This is a genomic window from Thioclava sp. F1Mire-8, from assembly GCF_002213165.1.
GTDB classification, from domain to species: domain Bacteria; phylum Pseudomonadota; class Alphaproteobacteria; order Rhodobacterales; family Rhodobacteraceae; genus Thioclava; species Thioclava nitratireducens.
This window is the reverse complement of record NZ_NBNY01000002.1, coordinates 274,336-291,853: the sequence shown is the minus strand read 5'-3', so window position 1 is coordinate 291,853 and position 17,518 is coordinate 274,336. Positions and strand designations below refer to the sequence as shown.

The 17,518-nt window shown below is 65.7% G+C and carries 22 protein-coding genes; 10 read left to right on the top strand and 12 right to left on the bottom strand.

What is annotated here, in order from left to right:
* Positions 1–42: 42 nt before the first annotated feature.
* Positions 43–321 carry a DUF3572 domain-containing protein gene (locus tag B6V75_RS09960; RefSeq protein WP_075774047.1) on the bottom strand — a complete coding sequence of 93 codons (279 nt, stop codon included), beginning with the start codon at positions 319–321 and terminating at the stop codon, positions 43–45.
* Between the two features lie 143 nt (positions 322–464).
* Here B6V75_RS09960 and B6V75_RS09955 point away from each other — a divergent pair, with 143 nt between their 5' ends.
* Entirely contained in the window at positions 465–1,859 is a 1,395-nt protein-coding gene (locus tag B6V75_RS09955; protein WP_075774046.1) for a diguanylate cyclase, read from the top strand.
* A 103-nt stretch (positions 1,860–1,962) separates the two neighbouring features.
* On the opposite strand, the gene B6V75_RS09950 is transcribed toward B6V75_RS09955, so the two are convergent.
* From B6V75_RS09950 to B6V75_RS09935, 4 genes are all read right to left on the bottom strand, one after another.
* Positions 1,963–2,469: a periplasmic heavy metal sensor gene (locus B6V75_RS09950; protein WP_088719587.1), complete on the bottom strand. Its 507-nt coding sequence runs from the start codon at positions 2,467–2,469 to the stop codon at positions 1,963–1,965.
* Positions 2,469–2,897, bottom strand: coding sequence for a hypothetical protein (locus B6V75_RS09945; protein WP_168174466.1), 429 nt, complete (start codon positions 2,895–2,897; stop codon positions 2,469–2,471). The genes B6V75_RS09950 and B6V75_RS09945 overlap by 1 nt, the downstream gene beginning before the upstream one ends.
* A complete protein-coding gene (locus tag B6V75_RS09940) occupies positions 2,884–3,468 on the bottom strand; it encodes an RNA polymerase sigma factor (RefSeq protein ID WP_075774043.1) in 585 nt (194 codons plus the stop codon). Before B6V75_RS09940 ends, B6V75_RS09945 begins: the two co-directional genes overlap by 14 nt.
* A gap of 94 nt (positions 3,469–3,562) precedes the next feature.
* Positions 3,563–4,450 carry a hypothetical protein gene (locus B6V75_RS09935; protein WP_088719585.1) on the bottom strand — a complete coding sequence of 296 codons (888 nt, stop codon included), beginning with the start codon at positions 4,448–4,450 and terminating at the stop codon, positions 3,563–3,565.
* 188 nt (positions 4,451–4,638) lie between these two features.
* Here B6V75_RS09935 and B6V75_RS09930 point away from each other — a divergent pair, with 188 nt between their 5' ends.
* Both B6V75_RS09930 and B6V75_RS09925 read left to right on the top strand, forming a co-directional pair.
* Positions 4,639–5,040, top strand: coding sequence for a DUF983 domain-containing protein (locus tag B6V75_RS09930; RefSeq protein WP_075774041.1), 402 nt, complete (start codon positions 4,639–4,641; stop codon positions 5,038–5,040).
* On the top strand, positions 5,033–5,740 hold the full coding sequence (locus tag B6V75_RS09925; RefSeq protein ID WP_088719584.1) for an NUDIX hydrolase: 708 nt from the start codon (positions 5,033–5,035) through the stop codon (positions 5,738–5,740). Before B6V75_RS09930 ends, B6V75_RS09925 begins: the two co-directional genes overlap by 8 nt.
* Here B6V75_RS09925 and B6V75_RS09920 read toward each other — a convergent pair.
* From B6V75_RS09920 to msrB, 5 genes are all read right to left on the bottom strand, one after another.
* Positions 5,737–6,639: a DMT family transporter gene (locus B6V75_RS09920; RefSeq protein ID WP_240496945.1), complete on the bottom strand. Its 903-nt coding sequence runs from the start codon at positions 6,637–6,639 to the stop codon at positions 5,737–5,739. The genes B6V75_RS09925 and B6V75_RS09920 overlap by 4 nt on opposite strands.
* Positions 6,636–7,151 carry a lipocalin family protein gene (locus B6V75_RS18665; RefSeq protein WP_168174465.1) on the bottom strand — a complete coding sequence of 172 codons (516 nt, stop codon included), beginning with the start codon at positions 7,149–7,151 and terminating at the stop codon, positions 6,636–6,638. Before B6V75_RS18665 ends, B6V75_RS09920 begins: the two co-directional genes overlap by 4 nt.
* Positions 7,139–7,489, bottom strand: a complete 351-nt coding sequence (locus B6V75_RS09910; protein ID WP_075774039.1) for a hypothetical protein — start codon at positions 7,487–7,489, stop codon at positions 7,139–7,141. Before B6V75_RS09910 ends, B6V75_RS18665 begins: the two co-directional genes overlap by 13 nt.
* Complete coding sequence (locus B6V75_RS09905; protein ID WP_088719582.1) at positions 7,489–8,535, bottom strand: aldo/keto reductase; 1,047 nt, start codon at positions 8,533–8,535, stop codon at positions 7,489–7,491. The genes B6V75_RS09910 and B6V75_RS09905 overlap by 1 nt, the downstream gene beginning before the upstream one ends.
* 80 nt (positions 8,536–8,615) lie before the next feature.
* Complete coding sequence (gene msrB, locus B6V75_RS09900) at positions 8,616–9,056, bottom strand: peptide-methionine (R)-S-oxide reductase MsrB (protein WP_088719581.1); 441 nt, start codon at positions 9,054–9,056, stop codon at positions 8,616–8,618.
* A 120-nt stretch (positions 9,057–9,176) separates the two neighbouring features.
* Here msrB and B6V75_RS09895 point away from each other — a divergent pair, with 120 nt between their 5' ends.
* Both B6V75_RS09895 and B6V75_RS09890 read left to right on the top strand, forming a co-directional pair.
* Positions 9,177–10,799 carry an acyl-CoA dehydrogenase family protein gene (locus B6V75_RS09895; protein ID WP_088719580.1) on the top strand — a complete coding sequence of 541 codons (1,623 nt, stop codon included), beginning with the start codon at positions 9,177–9,179 and terminating at the stop codon, positions 10,797–10,799.
* Between the two features lie 53 nt (positions 10,800–10,852).
* A complete protein-coding gene (locus tag B6V75_RS09890) occupies positions 10,853–11,341 on the top strand; it encodes a cupin domain-containing protein (protein WP_088719579.1) in 489 nt (162 codons plus the stop codon).
* Between the two features lie 16 nt (positions 11,342–11,357).
* On the opposite strand, the gene ychF is transcribed toward B6V75_RS09890, so the two are convergent.
* Complete coding sequence (gene ychF / locus B6V75_RS09885) at positions 11,358–12,455, bottom strand: redox-regulated ATPase YchF (RefSeq protein ID WP_078600446.1); 1,098 nt, start codon at positions 12,453–12,455, stop codon at positions 11,358–11,360.
* A gap of 115 nt (positions 12,456–12,570) precedes the next feature.
* Between ychF and B6V75_RS09880 the strand changes: the two genes are divergently transcribed.
* Positions 12,571–12,987, top strand: a complete 417-nt coding sequence (locus tag B6V75_RS09880; RefSeq protein WP_088719578.1) for a VOC family protein — start codon at positions 12,571–12,573, stop codon at positions 12,985–12,987.
* Positions 12,988–13,081: 94 nt separating this feature from the next.
* The gene (trpA, locus tag B6V75_RS09875) at positions 13,082–13,873 is read left to right on the top strand and encodes a tryptophan synthase subunit alpha (protein WP_088719577.1); all 792 of its coding nucleotides are present in this window, start codon (positions 13,082–13,084) and stop codon (positions 13,871–13,873) included.
* Positions 13,874–13,893: 20 nt separating this feature from the next.
* Here the strand turns inward: trpA and B6V75_RS09870 are convergent, their stop codons facing one another.
* The gene (locus B6V75_RS09870) at positions 13,894–14,688 is read right to left on the bottom strand and encodes an ABC transporter permease (protein ID WP_075774031.1); all 795 of its coding nucleotides are present in this window, start codon (positions 14,686–14,688) and stop codon (positions 13,894–13,896) included.
* Between the two features lie 220 nt (positions 14,689–14,908).
* Between B6V75_RS09870 and B6V75_RS09865 the strand changes: the two genes are divergently transcribed.
* The 3 genes from B6V75_RS09865 to B6V75_RS09855 all read left to right on the top strand — a co-directional run bounded on the left by B6V75_RS09865 (position 14,909) and on the right by B6V75_RS09855 (position 17,514).
* Positions 14,909–15,511: a GcrA family cell cycle regulator gene (locus B6V75_RS09865; protein ID WP_075774030.1), complete on the top strand. Its 603-nt coding sequence runs from the start codon at positions 14,909–14,911 to the stop codon at positions 15,509–15,511.
* A gap of 150 nt (positions 15,512–15,661) precedes the next feature.
* Positions 15,662–17,047, top strand: coding sequence for a 30S ribosomal protein S12 methylthiotransferase RimO (gene rimO, locus B6V75_RS09860; RefSeq protein WP_088719576.1), 1,386 nt, complete (start codon positions 15,662–15,664; stop codon positions 17,045–17,047).
* A complete protein-coding gene (locus tag B6V75_RS09855) occupies positions 17,044–17,514 on the top strand; it encodes a CAP domain-containing protein (RefSeq protein ID WP_088719575.1) in 471 nt (156 codons plus the stop codon). The genes rimO and B6V75_RS09855 overlap by 4 nt, the downstream gene beginning before the upstream one ends.
* Positions 17,515–17,518: the final 4 nt, after the last annotated feature.

Sequence of the window (17,518 nt, the reverse complement as noted above, 5' to 3'; positions counted from 1 at the left end):
GATCCGCCCTCCCTTTGCGGGCAGATTGCCCAAAGCGGGGCGTCAGGTCCAGTGGCGCAGATCGCCGCGCCCGAGAACCGCGCGGGCCTGCATCAGCGCCTCGGGCTGCACGCCGAGGTCCTGCGCGCAATCCAGAACCACCTGATCGTCCTGCAGGACATGGTCGAGAACCCCTGCGAGGAAGTCCGGATCGCTCGCCTGCGCACGCAAATCATCCGCGCTCGCCCCGGAATTGGCGAGGAATGCACCGATCAACTCTTCACGGCTGACGAGCCAACCGAGGGTCTGCAATGCGAGCGTGTGAGCGTTTTCTTGCCGCATGGCGGATCCTTCTCTGTCAGGGGAAACGCTTTGTTAACCTATAGATCGCTAAGGTCAAGAAAAGGCGCGTCCAGAAGCTCGCGCATTCGCGATCGCCCTGCCGCAAACCGGAGGACGCAAGAGGTTGTAAGGAGTAGCCTGGAATGCCGGGAACGATCCTCATCGTTGATGACGTGGCGACCAATCGCATCGTGCTGAAGGCGAAGCTGACCGGTGCGCGCTACAACACGCTGCAAGCTGCGAGCGCAGCAGAGGCGCTCGCCCTCGCCACAACGGAACGGCCCCGCCTGATCCTGCTCGACATCACCCTGCCCGACATGACAGGGGAGGCTGTCATCAAACGGCTGCGGAACGATCCACAGACACGGCGCATCCCGATCATCGCGATGACGCAGCGCGACATTCCGGAGCTGCGCGTGGCGCTGCTGGCGGCCGGGGCGAACGATGTCCTCGTCAAACCTTTCGACGAACTCGTGCTGCTCGCACGTCTGCGCAGCCTGATCCGCGCCCATGCCGGTGACGAGGATTCGGCCCTGCGCGAACAAACCTGCCGGGCACTCGGTTTCGCCGAGGCCGCGAATGAATTCGCACCTCCCGCCCGGATCGCGATGATCGCCCCCGACCCGACCGAGGGGATGCGCTGGAAAGCCGCGCTCGCACCGCGGCTCGAGGCCAGTCGGATCCTGTTGACCAGTTACGAACAGCCCTGCGGCGGCGACCCCGCGCGCCGCCCCCCCGATCTCTTCGTGATCGGCGCGGATCTCGTGCATCGCGGGGACGGGCTGCGGCTGATGTCGGAATTGCGCTCGCATCCAGAAACGCGCCACGCAGCGATCCTGATCGCGTGCATGCCCGAAGCCTCGGAGACGCAAGCGAGCGCGCTCGATCTAGGGGCGGACGACCTTCTGCCCTCGGATATCTCCACGCCACTCGCAGCACAGGAAACGGCACTCCGGATCGGCGCGCAGCTGCGCCGCAAGCAGCTCTCCGATCAACTTCGCCTCTCGGTCGATGAAGGCTTGCGTCTCGCGCTGGTCGATCCGCTGACCGGGCTTCACAATCGCCGCTACGTCAATGCGCATCTGGCTCGCATGTCCGAACGCGCGCGCAGCACCGGTCGCGGCTACGCGGTGATGCTGCTCGATCTCGATCGCTTCAAATCGGTGAACGACACCTATGGCCACGGCGCGGGGGACGAGGTGCTGACCAATATCGCCCGCCATCTGCGCCGCAGCCTCCGCGACGTCGCCCTGATCGGTCGCATCGGCGGCGAGGAGTTTCTCGTGGCGCTGCCGGACAGCTCGCTCGATGAGAGCTATCGGATCGCGGAACGCCTCCGACGTGATATCGAGGAGACGACAATCACGCTTCCGGACGGAAGCAAAATGCAGGCCACGATCTCGATCGGCCTCGCATTCGGAGGCACCCGTCGCGACGACCCACAGCATCTTATCGACGAGGCCGATGCGGCCCTTCTCTGCGCCAAGGGAAGCGGCCGGAACCAGGTCTCACTCGCCCCTCACACGAACGCAGCGTGACGCCGGGAAACAGCATCACGCCACGCATGATGATGAGACGAGCCGAAAGTCTTCACTATTTCAGATAGCGGCCAACTCCGACGCGCCGGCCATCGCACCGGCCTCAAGGCTTGTCCTGACGATCCCTGTCGCGGTCTTTCTTGTGCCGGTCGAACCGCGCCGCACCCTCGCGCAGACGCTCGGCGAAGCTGTGACGGGCCGCCGGGCTCATTGCGTCGAGCCTGTCGAGGATCAGCCGCTCGCCGATATCGACCCGCTGCACGGTCCGCGCCTTGTGCCGCTCGAGCAGCTTGGCCACCTGATCGCGATCCCACGGCTCCGTGTCGATCGCGCTGATCAGCGCCGCCATATCGCTGCGCGCCTGCCGCCGCATGTCGCGGAATTCAGAGCCACGCGCCTGCGCCGCCTTGCGCAGCGCGTCGCGGTCTTCGGGGCTCAGAGCTCCGGTGAAGGCGCCAAGGCTGACATCGCCCACGACCGGGCGCGGCGGATGCCGCTCATGGCCAAGCCAGCCGCCGATGAAAAATCCCAGCAGCAGCAGGTTCAGCACCGCGGACGCTATCAGCGCCCAACGCAACCCCCGGCCGTTTCGCGTCTCGGCAATCGCCATCAGAACCCTCCTTCATCGACGAAGGCGAAGGTATCGCCTTCGGGTAGCAGGTTGACCGTGCCGAGGCTTTCGGTCGTGCTGCTGGCGTAAAACGGGCTGAGCGCGCCGATCTCGTCTGCGCCCACAAAGCCGATCCAGACCCCGGCCAGCGCCGCCGTGACGAGGCCGCCCACCGGGGCCCAGCCGGCGAACGCGCCGCGAAGCGCGTCCCAGATACCGGCTAGAACATCGGGTGCTTCGGACCCATCCGCTGGGGCCTGGCGCGCAAAGGCTGCTTGCTCCGCCTCGGCATCGGCCAAAACCCGGGCAAAGAAGCCCTCGCCTGGCTCGGCCCCGCCCGCCGCGCGCGCTTCGCTGAAAAGCTGCTCCAGCGCCGCGTCGTCGAATGCGTCCGTCTCGCGATCCATGCGTTTGTCAGTCATCGCCAAACCCCAATTTCTCTCGCTGCCCCCGAAGCAGCTTGCTCAAAGCGCGCTTTCCCCGCGCTGTCAGACTTTCTACGGCTTCGACGCCGGTTTCCATCGCGGCAGCGATCTCGGGATTGGACAAACCGTCGATATGTCGCAGTGTCACCGCGATCCGCTGTCGTTCCGGCAATTGCTCCAGCGCGGCTTCCAGCGCCGCCACGCGGTCGCGCGCGATCAACTCGTCCAGAGCGCTCGCCCGGTCATCGGCCACCTCGGGCGCCTCGTCCAACCCCACGCCGCGGCGCTTGCGCAGCCGGTCCGTCGCGAGATTGGCAACCACCCGGTAAAGCCATGTCGAGACCTTGGCCTCGCCGGCCCGCCATTCCGGCGCGATCTTCCAGAGCCGCAAAAGCCCCTCTTGCGCGACATCCTCGGCCTCGGCCGCGTCGCGAAGATAGCGATAAGCGAGCCGGTAGGCCAACGGCCCGAAGCGCAACGTCAAAGCCCGCGCTGCCGCCGGGTCGCCCTGCGCGTATAGCTCCAGCAGAGCCTCGTCCGAAGCCTCGTTCATCGCATCCAGTGCCATCGTCATTCCGTCAAAGGCCTAGCCTGCTTTCCCTACGCATGCAATTTGACATGCGACCGGGGCGCACTGCTGCGCCCCGGCTCTTTGTACTGCTCGAAACTCAGTTCGCGGATCGGCCCGAGCCGTCAGCCGGACCGTTGCCCGGCCCCTGACCTTGCCCTTGGCCAGCACCGCTGCCCGGTTGCATCGGCGGCGTGCCCTGAGGGCCTTGACCGTTCGGGCCCTGCCCCATCGGACCATCCCCTAGCATCATCCGGCCATAGCCGGGGCCATATTCGTCGCGGTCGTCGTCCCAGCCCATGCGGTCATGGCCGTAGCGATCCCCTTTGCCCATGCGGTCGTACCCATGGTGATCGCCCTTGCCCTTCCGGCCATGCTCGTAGCGGTCGTGCATCCGCTGCATGAACCTCTTGGCCATCTGCATCTCGTCGGCGCTGACCGCCCCGTCGCCGTTACGGTCCATACGCTCGAACATGCGCGTCGGCATCGGGTGGGCCATCAGTTCGGCGGCCGACAACTCGCCATCGCCATTGCTGTCCTGCGCAGCGAAACGCGCCTTCACGCGGGCCTCGATGCGGGTCTTGACCTTCGCCATCTCGAAATTGACGAGTTCTTCTTGCGAGACCATGCCGTCGCCATTCGCGTCGAGCGCCTGCGCGTCGGCGGCGCGCTTGGCTTGAATCTCGTCCATCGTCACCTGACCGTCGCCATTGCTGTCGAAACGGCTTATGTCGAAGCCGAAGCCGCGTCCGCCCCGACTATCCATCGCACCGGGCTGCATGGTCTGCCCCATACCGTTGACCGGGCCATTCCCTTGGCCAGCGCCGGGACCGTTACCCGGTCCGTTAGCTGGCCCCTTCCCCGGCATCGCCTGTTGCCCCTGCATCTGGTTGCCGGTCTGGTTCTGCGCCACCACCGGCATTGCGAGGGTGATCGCGCTCCCTGCGAGGATCGCCGCGACGAGGGTCTGCCTGTTCATGACTTTCATAAGAAACTCCTGTTCTCGCTCCCACGGCACGTCTCGCGCCGTCGATGTCTGTCCCAACGCGGCAGGCGCAGCATTCCGTCGCGAATCTCACACACCCGTGATAGACCCGCCGGACTTTCCATCCGCTCCGGCTGCCGCCATACTGCCCGGCAAACGGGCGGAGAGAGACCGCCACAAGGGAGAGCGCAATGCAGTCGCATGACGAATATCACGATGACCGCCCGCTGGGCCGCTCGATCGGGCGAGGCCTGCGCTGTCTCTGTCCGGCCTGCGGCAAGGGGCGGATCTTGCACAGCTATCTCAAGGTGCGCGACACTTGCCCGTCCTGCGGCGAGGACCTCTCGCACCAGCGCGCTGATGACGGCCCGGCCTATCTGACGATCCTGATCGTGGGCCATCTCGCGATCCCGATGATGGCGGCCTATTTCATCGCTTTCCGTCCCGGCCCGTGGGAGATGATCTGGATTTTCGGCATCGGGTCGATGGTGCTCTCGGCGATCCTGTTGCCGCTGATGAAAGGGATGCTGGTAGGCATCCAATGGTCGCGCCGGATGCATGGTTTCGGCGAGGGCGAGATCGTTCATGACTGACACCAAGCCCCCGGAGGACAAAACTGCGCTGCGCGATGCGGCGAGCGTGATCGTCCTGCGCCGTGACGGGACGACAGCTCCTCGTGTGCTAATGGGTCAGCGCGGCGCTGGGGCCGCGTTCATGCCTTCGAAATACGTCTTTCCGGGCGGTGCGCTCGACGCTACCGATTGGGAGGTGCCCTTCGCGTCTCCGCTGCCCGCGCCCGATCATACGCGGCTCGAGGCCGATGCGCCCAGGGGCATCGGTGCGGCCCTCGCCGCCGCCGCCCTCCGCGAGTTGTGGGAAGAGACCGGGCTCGTGCTGGGCGAGAAAAACGCCTGGCCCGGCGCGGTGCCCGCCGATTGGCAGGGCTTTGCCGATCTGGGCTTTCTGCCCTCGGCGGCCGATCTGCGTTTCGTGTTCCGCGCGATCACGCCGCCAGGCCGTCCGCGCCGCTTCGATGCACGTTTTTTCCTCATCGACGCGGACGCAATCCAAGGCGATCTCGACGATTTCTCGCGGGCCTGCGACGAGCTCTCGCATCTGCATTGGGTGCCCCTGCCGGAGGCGCGCGCGCTGAACCTACCGTTCATCACCGAAGTCGTGCTGGCCGAGATCGCGGCGCTGATCACCACCGATCACGCGCTTGGCGCGCCGCATTCGGTGCCGTTCTTCGATAATCGTGGACCGCGATCGGAGTTCCGGCGGATCGGGCTCTAACGCCCCGCCAGCACAATCACGATCAGCGACACCACGACGAGCGCGATGCCCGTTCCTTCGCGCTTGTGCAGCCGCTCGTGGAAGACCAGCGCCGAGGCAAGCAGCGTGAAGACGATCTCCACCTGTCCCAGCGCGCGCACGAAAGCCGCGTTTTGCAGCGAGAAGGCAGTGAACCAGCCCGCCGAGCCCAGAACGCCGGTGATCCCCACGAGCACCGTGCGCCGCCACGCGCCGAACACGCGGGTCAATTCGCCCGGCTCGCGCAACCGCAGATACAGCCCCATGCCGAGCGATTGCGCGAAGGTCGCGCAGGCCAGCGCGACGATGGCGCGGCCGAAAAAGTCGAGCGGCTCAAGCTCCAGCGTCGCGCCGCGATAGAAGATCGAGGACAGGCCGAAGAGCGCCCCTGCCCCCACGCCGTAAAGCGCCGCACGCGGGTTGAAGCCGCCTTCGGGCGGCTTGGTCAGGAACAGCACCCCCGCCAGCCCGATCGCAATTCCGATCCAGCCGATGGGTCCGACGAACTCGCCAAGGATGATCGCGGAGAACAGGGCGACCTGCACCGTTTCGGTCTTGGTGAAGGCCACGCCCACCGCGAAGTTGCGCAAGCCGAACAGCGCGACCGTCAGGAAGGTCGCCGCCACCTGCGCCGCGCCGCCCGCGATGACGAAGCCCCAGAAAGGGCCACTTAGATGCGGCCATGGCGTGGCGGTCGCCGCCAGAAAGCCCAGCGCCGTCACCGCCGCGAGCGGGAAGCCGAACAGGAAGCGTGAAAACGTCGCGCCGCCGACCGAGAGTTGCGCTCCCGCCAACAGCTTTTGCAGCATGAAGCGGATGGTCTGCACGGCGGCTGCGAACAGGGTCACCCAAACCCAGAGATGCGCCGGCGCGTCGGTCACTTGCCGACCCGCGTCATCTCATAGCCGTTGAAGTCCATGACGTCGCGCGCCGCCTTGATCAGATCGGGCCGGGGCGGGGTCTGCCGCGACAGGATCATCCCCCAACGGCCCGACGGCGTGCCGAGCACAGCCACCCGATAATCGAAATCGACCCAGAGCACCCAGATCGGCTCACCGCCGAACGCGTCCTTCGCCAGAAGCCGCCCGCCCGGCCCGGTCAGCGTGACCGTCTCGTCGACGGCAGCCGGTGTAATCGCGCAATTCGTGCCGCGCAGGCGATAGGCGCTCTTGCCGTCCCAAGCCCAGTTCTGCGTGCCAGTGCAACCCGGAACCCCGCTTTCGACCACATGCCATTCGCCGCCGAACCGCTCCGGATCGAACAGCGAGGCCGAAGAGATCAGCGCCCCCGGCTTGCGGAGCGAGGCGGTCTCCGGCTGAGGCCCACAGCCCGCGAGGGTCAGCGCGAGCATGCCGCCCAGCGCGGCGATCTTCGCCCAGCTCATTGCACGCATAGTTGCATCGGGTAGCCCGCCTCGCTCATCACGTCGTTACAGCCCAGAAGCGGTGTTACCGGAGCGCAGGTCTTGGAGCGCGCGAGGCATTCGCCCTCGCATTCGCTGCCCGCCTGGCAGCTCTTGCCGCTATCGGAGGTCATCTTCACGCAGATGAACGCCCCGTCGCGCGCGACCCAGTTGCCGCCGCGCGCGACGCATTCGAATTTACCGGCATCGATCTTTTCCTGCCCGACCAGCGGCAGTTGCTCTGCCGTATCGCCCCCGTCCGTGGTGCCGAAAGGCTTGCAGGCCGCGAGGGCGAGTGCAGCACCCAGAAGGATCGACGCCGCCCGCATCAATAGGGCATCGGGTAGTGCTTATGGAGCTCCGCGATCTTGTCGAGCAGCTCCTTCGGCAGTTCCACCCCTTCCGCGTCGAGGTTAGTTTTGAGCTGGTCGACCGAAGTCGCGCCGACGATCGGGATCACCGGGAAGGGACGGCTCATCACCCAGGCGATCGCCATCGTGACCGGGTGCAGGTCGAACTCCTTGGCGAGCGCCACATAGCGGTCCGCGATCTCGAAAGCGCGCGGATTGGCCCGCCCGCCGAGATTGTTGACCAGCGACCGACGAGTATTCTCGGGGATCACGTCGCCGGAATATTTGCCCGTCAGGATACCGGCCGCGAGCGGCGAATAGGCCAGCAGCGTCACCTTCTCCTGTTGGCCGAGCTCGCCGAGATCGAGATCATAATAGCGGCACATCAGCGAATACTCGTTCTGGATCGACTCGACGCGCGGCCCCTTACCCGCCGCGGCCAGTGCCAGCCATTGCGCGGTGCCCCAAGCGCTCTCGTTCGACAGACCGAATTCGCGGATCTTGCCTTCCTGGCGCAGCGCCTCGAGCGTCTCCAGACAGGCGCTCATATCGTCGAGCACCTCCTGCTTCGAGGGCTGCTTCGACGGATCGAAGCGCCACGTCTTGCGGAAGTGATAGGAGCCGCGGTTGGGCCAGTGGAACTGGTAGAGGTCGATGTAATCCGTCTGCAGCCGGGTCAGCGAGTCCGTCACAGCCTGCCGGATCCGTGTCGGGCTGATTACCGGGCCTCCCTCGATCGCGTGCGAGCCTTCGCCGGTGATCTTCGTCGCCACCACGAGATCGTCGCGCTTGCCGCGCTTGGCCAGATAAGTGCCCACGATCTGCTCGGTCCGGCCCAAAGTCTCGGCCTTGACCGGGTTCACCGGATACATTTCCGCAGTGTCGAGGAAATTGATCCCGCGGTCGAGCGCGAAGTCGATCTGATCGTGGCCCTCGGCCTCGGTGTTCTGGCTGCCCCAAGTCATCGTTCCGAGGCATATCTCGGACACCATGATCCCGCTTTGACCAAGTTCCAGCTTGCGCATTCCCGCGCCCCCTTTGTCATTTGATGTTGCGCGGACCCTGCCACCGGGCCGCGGGAAGGTAAAGACCCCTGACCCGGTGCTTATTCGACCCGGTCCATATACTCGCCGTAGCCCTCGGCCTCCATGTCTTCATAGGGCACGAAGCGCAGCGAGGCGGAGTTGATGCAATAGCGCAGACCGCCCTGATCGCGCGGGCCGTCGGGGAACACATGGCCCAAATGGCTATCGCCATGTTTCGAGCGCACCTCGACGCGCGTCATCCCGTGGCTGGTATCGGTCAGCTCCACGACATGATCGTCGATCAAGGGCTTGGTGAAGGACGGCCAGCCGCAGCCCGCGTTGTATTTGGTCGAGGAGGCGAAAAGCGGCTCGCCCGAGACCACGTCGACATAGATGCCCTTGGCGGAGTGGTCGTCATATTCGCCCGTGAAGGGGCGCTCGGTGCCATTTTGTTGCGTGACGCGGTATTGCTCGGGGGTGAGTTTCGCGATCGCGTCGTCGGATTTCTGCCATTTGCTCATGATGGGTCTCCCTTTCGCGCCTGATCTAGGCGGCGCAGGCGGCGAGAAAAGCCCTGCCGCCGCGTTTCACTCGCATGTTTTACGGCGCGCGCCTACCATCCGGATCAGGAGGAGTTTGCCATGACCACGCCCGATCCCCGCGCCGATCTGCCCACCCATCACGTCGAGAACCAGCCGCCCGCGCGCGGCGACGTCGATTTGTTCGGCGCGGATGCGCCTCTGCGCGAGGCCGTCGCGCGGGCGGGCGGTCAGACAGATACGCTGTCGGATTACGGCCGGACCCTCGGCACGATCGAGATGCGCGAGGCCGGGCGCGACGCGAACCGCTACCTGCCGGAGCTGCGCCTCTTCGATATGGGTGGACGACGGCTTGACGAAGTGCGCTTCCACCCCGCCTATCATCGCTTCATGGAGGCGGGAATCGGCGCGGGCTACGCCGCGCTGCCATGGGAGGGCGGCAAGGACGGCCACGCAACCCATGCCGCGATGGTCTATCTCGCAAGCCAGATCGAGCCCGGCAGCTGCTGTCCGATGACGATGACCTATGCCGCCGTGCCCGCGCTCGAGGCCACGCCCGAGATCGCCGCGATCTGGCGCCCGAAACTGACCGCGCGCAGCTACGATCCGCGCGTGCTGCCGGTGGGCGAGAAGACCGGAGCGACGCTCGGCATGGCGATGACCGAGAAGCAGGGCGGCTCGGACGTGCGCGCGAACACCACCCGCGCCGAGCGCGCGGACGGGCATTGGCGGCTGACCGGCCACAAGTGGTTCTGCTCCGCGCCGATGTCGGACGGGTTCCTGACGCTGGCGCAGACAGACGAGGGGCTGAGCTGTTTCCTCGTCCCGCGCTGGCTGGAAGGCGAGCGCAACGCGATCCGAATCCAGCGGCTGAAGGACAAGCTGGGCAATCGCTCCAACGCGTCCTCCGAGATCGAATATGAGGGCGCGTTGGCCCATCTTCTGGGCGAGGAAGGCAGGGGCGTCGCCACGATCATCGAGATGGTGCATCACACCCGACTCGACACCGCGCTCGCGCCTGCGGGGCTGATGCGCGCGGCGATCTCCGAGGCGCATCACTGGGCGACGCATCGCGCCGCCTTCCAGCGCCGACTGATCGACCAGCCGCTGATGCGCGCGGTGCTGGCCGATCTGACGCTGGATTGGGAAGGCGCGCTGACGCTGGGAATGCGGGTGGCGGAGGCCTTCGACAGCGCCCGCCCCGAGGATCGCGCCTTCGCCCGGATCGGCGTGGCGCTGGCGAAATACTACGGCAACAAACGCTGCCCCATGGTGACCTACGAGGCGATGGAGGTGCTGGGCGGCATCGGCTACGTCGAGGACACGCCGATGCCGATGCTCTACCGCGAGGCCCCGCTGAACGGCATCTGGGAAGGCTCGGGCAACGTGATCTGTCTCGACATCCTGCGAACCCTCGCGAAAGAGCCGCTGGCGGCGGAGATGCTGAGCGCGGAGCTGGACGCGGCGCGCGGCACCGATCCGCGCTATGACGCGGCGCTGGCCGATCACCTCGCCCGCTGGCCTGCGCTCCCACCCGAGGCCGAGGCGCGCTGGTTCGCGGAACGGCTCGCGCTGCTCCTGACCGCGTCGCTGCTGATCCGAAATGCACCTGCTGCGGTGAGTGACGCCTTCGTCGCGACGCGGCTTGCGGGCGAGGCGGGCCGGACCACCGGCGCGATGGCGGACAGCGATGTCTCTGCTATTCTGGACCGGATCGCTGGCTGAGACTGCGGAAGCCTCCGGCGGGGATATTTGGATCAAGGAGAAGGAGGGGCGCGATGAGCGAAGACCGATATCTGATCCGGGCCGATGAGATCGCGGCGATGGAGGGGCTGGCCAAGACGCATTTCCTCAACCCGAATGCTCGGCGGATCAACAAGAGCCTTGGCGATGCGACGGGGCTGACCGGGATCGGGGTGCATATCATCGAAGTGGAGCCCGGCTGCGAGACCACCGAGTTTCACCGCCACCACCACGAGGACGAGGCGATCTTCGTGCTCAGCGGCGAGGCGACCGCGCGGATCGGCGAAGAGCGTCACGCGATCGGGCCGGGCGATTTCATCGGCTACCGCGCGGGCGGCGCGGCCCATACGATCGAGAATACCGGATCGGAAATGTTGCGGCTGCTCGTGATGGGTCAGCGCCTACCCCATGACGTGGGCGACTATCCCGACAAGGCCAAGCGGCTCTACCGCAATGCGGGGATGCCGTGGCAGATCGTGGATGTCGACGCGATCACGGAGGTCAAGGCGGGGGCGAAGAAGTGACGCCCCCCGCCGAGGTTCACGCGTTGAACAGGAAGTGCAGGACGTCGCCGTCTTTGACTTCGTAGGTCTTGCCCTCGACGCGGAACTTGCCGGCCTCTTTCGCGCCCGCCTCGCCCTTGTTGGCGACGTAGTCGTCGTAGGAGACCGTCTCGGCGCGGATGAAGCCGCGTTCGAAATCGCCGTGGATGACGCCCGCCGCCGCCGGGGCCAGCGTGCCCTTGCGGATCGTCCAGGCGCGGGCCTCTTTCGGGCCGACGGTGAAATAGGTCTGCAGGCCCAGCAGGTCGTAGCCCGCACGGATCAGACGGTCGAGACCGGCCTCTTCCAGGCCCATCTCTTCGAGGAACATCTCGGCTTCCTCGGCGTCGAGCTGCGAGATTTCCTCTTCGATCTTGGCCGAGATCACCACGGTGCCCGCGCCCTGCTCTGCGGCCATCTTGGCGACCGCTTCGGATTTCGAGTTGCCGGTCGCGGCGGAGCCTTCCTCGACATTGCAGACATAGAGAACCGGCTTGGCGGTCAGCAGCTGCAGCATGTTCCACGCCTTGCGGTCGTCCTCGGAGACTTCGACGGTGCGCGCGGGGCGGCCAGCTTCCAGCGCCTCTTTCGCCTGCTCCAGAAGGCGCATCGCCTCCTTGGCTTCCTTGTCGCCGGATTTCACCTTGCGGGCGAGGTTCGCGATACGCTTCTCGAGGCTTTCGAGATCGGCGATCATCAGTTCTGTCTCGATGGTCTCGGCATCGGCCACCGGATCGACGCGGCCCTCCACATGAGTCACATCGCCATCTTCAAAGCAGCGCAGCACATGGGCGATGGCATCGACTTCGCGGATATTGGCGAGGAACTGGTTGCCCAGCCCCTCCCCTTTCGAGGCGCCTTTCACGAGGCCGGCGATATCGACGAAGGTCATACGGGTCGGGATGACCTCTTTCGAGCCTGCAATCTGGGCCAGCGTGTCGATCCGCTCATCGGGAACGGCCACTTCGCCGACATTCGGTTCGATCGTGCAGAAGGGAAAATTCGCCGCCTGCGCGGCCGCCGTCTTGGTCAGCGCGTTGAAGAGGGTGGATTTGCCCACGTTCGGCAGACCCACGATACCCATCTTGAAACCCATTTCGCCCTCCTGTTTGTGGCTGCGCGCTTCTTATTCATTGGCCGCCCCCGGTGCAAGCGCGCGCGAGGGCCGGAATCGTGATAGGCTGGCCTTCGTATTCAGGGAGGTGACGGCGATGAGTTTCGAACCCTACATCCACTTTCAAGGAAACTGCGAAGAGGCGATGCGTTTCTATGCCGACCTCTTCGGCACCGAGCCCCCCTTCCTCATGCGTTATGGCGACATGCCCGAGGCCAGCGAAGGCATGAGCGATAGCGGCAAGGTGCGGATCATGCATGCGCTGATCAAGCTCGGAGATGGCGCGCTGATGGCCTCGGATTGGCCCGAGGGGCGCGATCGTCCGCAAAGCTCGGTTTCGATCTCGCATGTCTCGGACAGCCGGGAGGCCGCGAAGGCGATCTTCGAGCGGCTGATGGATGGGGCCGAGGAGGTCATGATGCCTTTCGACGACACGTTCTGGGCCGACGGGTTCGGAATGCTGCGTGACCGCTTCGGAACGGCGTGGATGATCAACGGCCCCTCGAAGATGTAGGCGCGGTCCGTCGTGGCATTCGATCACGCGCGCGAGGCATTGATTTTCCCGCCCTCTTCGCGCAAACCGCTTCGGGACCAGCCGGAGGGACGCCATGACTCGCATCGACGCCAAATTCGCCAGCCTCAAGGAAGAGGGCAAGAAAGCCTTCGTCTCTTATATCATGGCGGGCGACCCGGATCTGGCAACCTCGCTCGAGGTGATGAAAGGCCTGCCGGCGGCAGGCGTCGACATCATCGAGCTGGGCGTACCCTTCACCGATCCGATGGCCGACGGTCCGACGATCCAGCTGGCGGGGCAACGCGCGCTCGACGGCGGGCAAACGCTCCAGAAGACGCTCGACATGGCGGCGGAATTCCGCAAGACCGACGACACCACGCCGATCGTGCTGATGGGCTATTACAACCCGATCTATTCGCGCGGCGTGGATCGCTTCCTCGAAGATGCGAAGGCCGCGGGCATCGACGGGCTGATCGTGGTCGACCTGCCGCCGGAAGAGGATGAGGAGCTTTGCATCCCCGCGCAGGCTGCCCGGATCAACTTCATCCGCCTAGCGACGCCGACGACCGACGACAAGCGCCTGCCCAAGGTTCTGCAGAACACGTCCGGTTTCGTCTATTACGTCTCGGTGACGGGGATTACCGGCTCTCAGGCCGCGCAGGCGACCGAGGTCGGCCCGGAAGTCGCACGGATCAAGGCCAAGACCGATCTGCCGGTGATCGTTGGTTTCGGCATCACGACGCCCGAGGCGGCCAAGACCATCGCGGGCGTGGCCGATGGCTGCGTCGTGGGCTCGGCCATCGTGAAAGAGATCGCCGAGGGCAAGCCGGTGGCCGAGGTTCTGGACTTCGTGAAAGGCCTCGCGGGCGGCGCGCACTCGGCGTAAGTCGCCGCGCCGCGACTGGCTCAGGGCTTCATGCGATAGCCAATGCGCAGCCAGTACCAGCCGAGTCCCAGAACCACGATCAGCGCCACGCCGATCACCGCCAGACCGTGCCACGGTGACGCATCGGACACACCGAGGAAGCCGAAGCGGGCCATGTCGATCAGGTAAAAGACCGGATTGTAATGGGTCAGGATCTGGAAGGCCGGCGGCAACGCCTTGGCCGAGTAGAAGGTTCCTGACAGGAACGACAGCGGCGTGATGATGAAGTTGGTGATCGCCGCCATCTGGTCGAACTTGTCGGCAAACACCGCCGCCAGAATGCCCAGCCCGCCAAGGAAGGCCGCGCCGAAGACGACTGCGGCCAGCGCCCAGAGCGGATGTGCGACACCCTGCCCCAGCACGACAAACAGCCCGATCCAGATCACGACCGCCACGATCAGCGCGCGCGCTACCGCCCCGGTCAGATACCCCACGAGGATTTCCCACGGCGCAAGCGGCGGCATCAGCGTGTCGACGATATTGCCCTGCACCTTCGCGATCACGATCGAGCTGGACGTATTGGCAAAGGCGTTTTGGATCACCGTCATCATCAGGATGCCCGGCGCAATGAAATGCAGAAAATCGACGCCGAGCACGTCGGCCCGATTGCGCCCGAAGGCCAGCGCGAAGACGGTCAGGAACAGCCCGGCGGTGATCAGCGGCGCCAACACCGTCTGCTGCCAGACCGCGAGAAAGCGGCGAATCTCGCGCCAGCCCAACATCCGCAGGCCCATCCAGTTTACCGCGCCAAAACGGCGCACACCGATCTCGTACATCCTGATACTCCCGTTGTTGACCGCTCCCTACACGCTCGCGGCCCGCAGCTCAACGCAGCGAGCGCACAGCCGGTTTCCCGCTTGCGCACGCGCCCGAACCGCCTCGTAGCCCTTGAAAAGCGGGCCCCGCGATTGTATCTCTGCGCTCTCCCGCTAAAATAGGGATTGAAACTGGAATGGCCTGCAAGACGGACTTGCAGGAAACCAAGGAAGGATGCCCATGTCCTGGACCGATGAACGCGTCGAATTGCTCAAGAAGATGTGGACCGAAGGCCAATCGGCCAGCCAGATCGCGAAAGAGCTGGGCGGTGTGACGCGCAACGCGGTGATCGGCAAGGTGCATCGCCTCGGCCTGTCGAACCGCACCGGCGGCGCAGCAGAGCCCGCGAAACCCGAGCCGAAAGCCAAGCCCGAGAAGGTCGAGGCGAAACCCGAGAAGCCCGCCGCGCAGCCCGCGGCCGAGGCGCCGGACCCCAAACCTGCCGCGAAACCGGCGAGCCCCGCGCCCGCTCAGGCCGCAGCCCCGTCGGCCGCGCCCGCACGCAAGGCGATCATCCCCGCCGGCCAGCCGCTGCCGCCGCAGCCGTCGGCCAACGAGATCGACCCCGCCGCGCTGGCCAAGGTCGGCGAGGTCGAGAAACACGCCAAGAAGCTTGGCCTGATGGAGCTGACCGAGCGCACATGCAAATGGCCGATCGGCGACCCTGCGACCGAGGAATTCTGGTTCTGCGGCCTGCCGAGCCAATCCGGTAAACCTTATTGCGAGGCCCATGTCGGCGTCGCCTTCCAGCCGATGAGCTCGCGCCGCGACCGTCGCCGCTGAGGCCGCTTCCCCCGAGATATCGAAGGGCGCCCCGCGAGGCGCCCTTTTCTTTTGAACCGGTCACACACGCCGCAATCCCGCCGCCCCAACCGACGCTGCCCCGATGCGAGGGGCTTTTCGGGGCGCCCTGCAAAGGCTATATCGCGCGCCATGAGCACGAACCCTCCGAACCTGCGTCCCGATCTCGCGCCCCGCGCGCGCATCACGGATGCCCCCCGCCCCGGTCAGCCGCTGATCGGGATGGTCTCGCTTGGCTGTCCGAAAGCGCTGGTCGACAGCGAACGCATCCTGACGCGACTGCGCGCCGAGGGCTACGCGATCTCGCCCGATTACGCGGGCGCGGATGCTGTCATCGTGAACACCTGCGGTTTTCTCGACAGCGCCAAGGCGGAAAGCCTCGAGGCCATTGGCGAGGCGTTGAACGAGAACGGTCGGGTCATCGTAACTGGCTGCCTCGGTGCCGAGCCCGAATATATCACCGGCGCGCACCCGTCCGTGCTCGCAGTGACCGGGCCGCATCAATACGAGCAGGTTCTCGACGCGGTCCATGCGGCCGTGCCACCCGATCCCGATCCCTTCGTCGACCTCCTGCCCGCCGCGGGCGTGAAGCTGACGCCGCGCCATTACAGCTACCTCAAGATTTCCGAGGGCTGTAACCACAAGTGCAAGTTCTGCATCATCCCTGACATGCGCGGCCGCCTCGTCAGTCGTCCGGCCCATGCGATCGTCCGCGAGGCCGAGAAGCTGGTCGGTGCGGGCGTGCGCGAATTGCTGGTGATCTCGCAGGACACCTCCGCTTACGGCGTCGATATCAAACATGCCGAAGAGCGGGGCCACCGCGCGCATATCACCGATCTCGCCCGCGATCTGGGGTCGCTCGGCGCATGGGTGCGGCTGCATTACGTCTATCCCTACCCGCATGTGCGCAATCTGATCCCGCTGATGGCGGAAGCACAGGAGAACGGTGGCGGCGTGCTGCCTTACCTCGACATCCCGTTCCAGCACGCCCATCCGGACGTGCTCAAACGGATGGCGCGGCCCGCGGCCTCGGCCAAGACGCTCGACGAGATCGCGGCATGGCGCGCGGCTTGCCCGGATATCACGCTGCGCTCGACCTTCATCGTCGGCTATCCCGGCGAGACCGAGGAGGAGTTCCAGTACCTGCTCGACTGGATGGACGAGGCGAAGCTCGATCGCGTCGGCTGCTTCCAGTACGAGAATGTCGAGGGCGCGCGCTCGAACAGCCTTCCAGATCATGTGCCCGACGAGGTCAAGCAGAATCGCTGGAACCGCTTCATGGAGAAGGCGCAGGCGATTTCCGAGGCGAAGCTGCAGGCCAAGGTGGGCTCCGTGCAGCAGGTGATCGTGGATGCGGTCGATGCGGAAGGCGCGACCTGCCGCACCAAGGCGGATGCTCCCGAGATCGACGGCAACCTCTTCATCGATGAGGATTTCGAGAATCTCAGCCCCGGTGATATCGTGACGGTCGAGGTCGACGAGGCCTCGGAATACGATCTCTGGGGACGACTCGTTTGATCCGCATTTTCGCCCTGTCCGCCTTGCTTCTCGGCCTGCTCCCGCTCGCGGCGCAGGCTGGCGAGTGCGCCATCGATGCCGCGCAGGGGCGAGAGATCGCGCTGGCAACCTCGCAACAGCGACAGGCGCAGGGCCTCAACGCGCTCGCGATGGACCCGCAATTGACACAGGCAGCCGCGGCACAGGGCTGCGACATGGCCCGGCGCGGCTTCTTTGCCCACACGGGCTCCGACGGGTCGACCCCACTCACGCGCGCGGAGCGCGCGGGTTTTCACGCCTGCCTGATCGCCGAGAATGTTGCGATGGGCCAGCGCGATCCGGGCGAGACCTTCGACGCCTGGATGAAGTCGTCCGGCCATCGCCGCAACATCCTGCTACGCGGCGTGACGCGGATCGGCGTGGCGGTCGTCCCCAAGCGCGACGACAAGGGCCCGTGGTACGTGATGGTGCTCGCCAAGCCCTGCTGAGGCA